Annotated in this window: 3 protein-coding genes; all 3 read left to right on the top strand. The window is 46.6% G+C overall.

Annotated elements, in window-relative coordinates; translation table 11 throughout:
• A partial coding sequence (locus H6S82_RS27460) for a right-handed parallel beta-helix repeat-containing protein (RefSeq protein ID WP_191057047.1) occupies positions 1-1,363 on the top strand: 1,363 nt, incomplete at its 5' end.
• 120 nt (positions 1,364-1,483) lie between these two features.
• Positions 1,484-1,957: an ATP-binding protein gene (locus H6S82_RS27455; protein WP_190464591.1), complete on the top strand. Its 474-nt coding sequence runs from the start codon at positions 1,484-1,486 to the stop codon at positions 1,955-1,957.
• Positions 1,950-2,699 (top strand): tRNA(His) guanylyltransferase Thg1 family protein, encoded by a 750-nt coding sequence (locus tag H6S82_RS27450; protein ID WP_190464590.1) that lies wholly within the window; start codon positions 1,950-1,952, stop codon positions 2,697-2,699. The genes H6S82_RS27455 and H6S82_RS27450 overlap by 8 nt, the downstream gene beginning before the upstream one ends.
• The last annotated feature ends 144 nt before the right edge of the window (positions 2,700-2,843 follow it).

Here is a 2,843-nt window from a genome sequence, read left to right as displayed (position 1 = left end):
CACCTTTGCTCGCCAAAACATCGCCATTCTAGCAGCAGATAAATCGGCAATTGTGGGAGTCACAGTCACTAACTCCAACCGACGAGGTTACGGCTTGTGGATAGAATTCAGCAGTCCTCTAGTGACTGACAATACTTTTATCGGCAACTCCCACGACGGTATCTCTGTCACCGGCAGCAGTGCGCCTGTTATTCGCAACAATTACTTTGCCGATAATGGTGCTAACGGCATTACCATCTACAACAGCTCTAAACCCGAACTGCGGGAAAATGTGTTTGAAAGGACTGGATTTGGGATTAATATCGGTCACACCGCCACACCCATGCTGGTTGGCAATCGCATCACCCAAAATATAGACGGTGTGGTGGTGCAGAACAAAGCTCAACCTGTGTTGCGGGGCAATACAATTGAGGAAAACAGCCGAGATGGTGTAGTAGCGATCGGCGAAGCTCGTCCTGATTTGGGCATCGCTCAGCAACCTGGAGGCAACGTTTTTCGCAACAACCGTCGCCTTGACATCAACGGTAAAACTTCCAGTCAAACTATTCCCGCGTTTGGCAATCAACTTGCAGGAGGTCGTATAAGCGGACGCTTGGATCTATCAGGAACGATCGTCGCCGCTGCACCGGAAAATGTCGAACCGCCACCGACCGCGATCTCTACTATTATCCCCAACCCTACACAAACAAGGTCAACAAATAATTTTCCCTCCGGATCGGGTGGTGCTGTACAAATTCCCGTTCCTCCACCTTTATCTTCGGGCGAACCGGTGCAAGTAAGGCAAACTATTCCAAACTCGCGGCGTCCCAATACTCCCACTGCGATCGTACCGCCACCAGCCAACCAAACAGAGCCGGTGGAGATTACTGCACCGCCACCCAGATCCAGCGATGTATCCCCTTCACTCCCCTCTTTCTCCTCCACAAGAGAAGATAATCGAGGTGCAAACTTTTCTACACAGCCTGTCAGACAAAGTAGAGGTACGCTTCCAGATTCAGGCGTAGAAGCAGGGTTGCTACCCGTTCCCGGATCGGAAATTCCTGTTTCTAATAGCAATAACCTACCTTCAGTCGCGATATCTCCGGATAATCCGCTTCCGCAAGAAAGCAGATACTCCCCCCGTCCCAGTTCTACCAGTCGTGCTGTAGCGCTTGGTTTGCGTTACCGCGTGATTGTGGATGTCGGTAGTGCGCGTCAGCAGAGATTGCTGCGATCGCTTGTACCGGGAGCTTTTCGGACTCGTTCCAACGGACGAGCGGTGATGCAGGTGGGTGCTTATAGCGATCGGACTGAAGCTGAGGAAATGCTGCAAAAGCTTAACAGCAACGGTTTAAATGCTTCGATCGAAGAGTTGCAGCTTTAAGCTAGGAGCTAGGGAAAGTCAAAAGTCAAAAGTCAAAAGTCAAAATTCCTCCCTTTTCCCTTTTCCCTCTCTCTCTCCCTCTTCCCTAGCCCCGACGCCCTAACCCCGACGCGATCGAGTATGGAACTGATGATTTTTATCGGCTTACAAGCTTCTGGAAAAAGTACATTTTTCCGCACTCATTTTGCCACAACTCACGAGCTTGTCAGCAAGGATTTGATGCGTAATAACAGAAACAAAGCCAGAAGGCAAGCACAGCTGATCGAAGCGTCTCTAAAAGAGGGACGATCGGTAGTTGTAGATAACACTAATGCAACTGTTGAAGAGCGGGCATCTATAATTCAGATAGGCAAAATGTACGGTTCTGAAATCATCGGTTATTACTTTGAATCTAGACTGAAAAATTGTTGCGATCGCAATCAGCTACGTTCTGGTAAGGCGAAAGTGCCGGATGTGGCAATTTACGCCACAATAAAAAGGTTAGTACGCCCCTGTTACGCGGAAGGTTTCGATCGGCTTTTCTACGTGCGAGTGGCTGAAAACTTTCGTTTTGATGTGCGCGAGTGGCAAGAAAATGAGGTGAAGGATGGATAGCGATAATTTTGAGAAAAAAATGCGATCGCTCGAATACTTCCACTCCCTACGTCTGCTACCAGGCGCGTGGACTGTAATTCGCGTCGATGGACGCAGTTTTTCCAGGTTCACCGAGTCGCGCTTCGAGAAACCGTTTGACCGCAAGTTTCACGAACTGATGGTACAAACTGCCAAGGCGTTATTGGAAGAACTCCAAGGTGTTTACGCCTATACAGAAAGCGATGAAATTTCTGTGCTGTTCGATCCAGAATGGGATTTGTTCGATCGCAGTTTAGAAAAAATTGTTTCTATTTCTGCCAGTATTGCCAGCACCGCATTCACTCACGCCGCCCAAACTATAGTAAATTTCGACAGTCGCGTTTGGCTGGGTGCAAACAAATCCCAAGTAATTGATTATTTTCGATGGCGACAAGCCGATGCGACTCGTTGTGCTTTAAATGGTTGGAGTTATTGGACATTACGTAAATCCGGCAAAAGCGTTACCGAAGCAACAACTACTCTTGAAAATCAATCAGTAGCATTCAAAAACGAATTGTTATTTCAAAATGGGATAAATTTTAACGATTTACCAACTTGGCAAAGAAGAGGCGTTGGTTTGTACTGGGAAACTTACGAAAAAGAAGGTTTCAATCCAATTGAAAATAAAACTGTTGTGACTAAAAGACGCCGCATCAAAGTTGATGATGAATTGCCTATGAAAGAGGCTTATGGAGAATTTATCAATCTTTTTCTTGATGATTGATATAATGACTGATTCCATCAGTAGCGTCAAAAATTTGCCCTCACATCTGTGTTCATCTGTGTTTATCTGTTTTCATCTGTGGTTAAATTTTAACCGGACACGATATGATATAACCTTTTCCAGGTGAGCGAGGTAGAGAGAAAG

This window comes from Planktothrix sp. FACHB-1355, assembly GCF_014748295.1.
GTDB classification, from domain to species: Bacteria; Cyanobacteriota; Cyanobacteriia; order Cyanobacteriales; family Aerosakkonemataceae; genus Aerosakkonema; species Aerosakkonema funiforme_A.
This window is presented reverse-complemented; position numbering and strand designations above follow the sequence as displayed.

Coding starts and splice junctions, on each gene's coding strand:
- H6S82_RS27455 (WP_190464591.1), top strand. CDS start 1,484: ATGGAACTGATGATTTTTATCGGCTTACAAGCTTCTGGAAAAAGTACA.
- H6S82_RS27450 (WP_190464590.1), top strand. CDS start 1,950: ATGGATAGCGATAATTTTGAGAAAAAAATGCGATCGCTCGAATACTTC.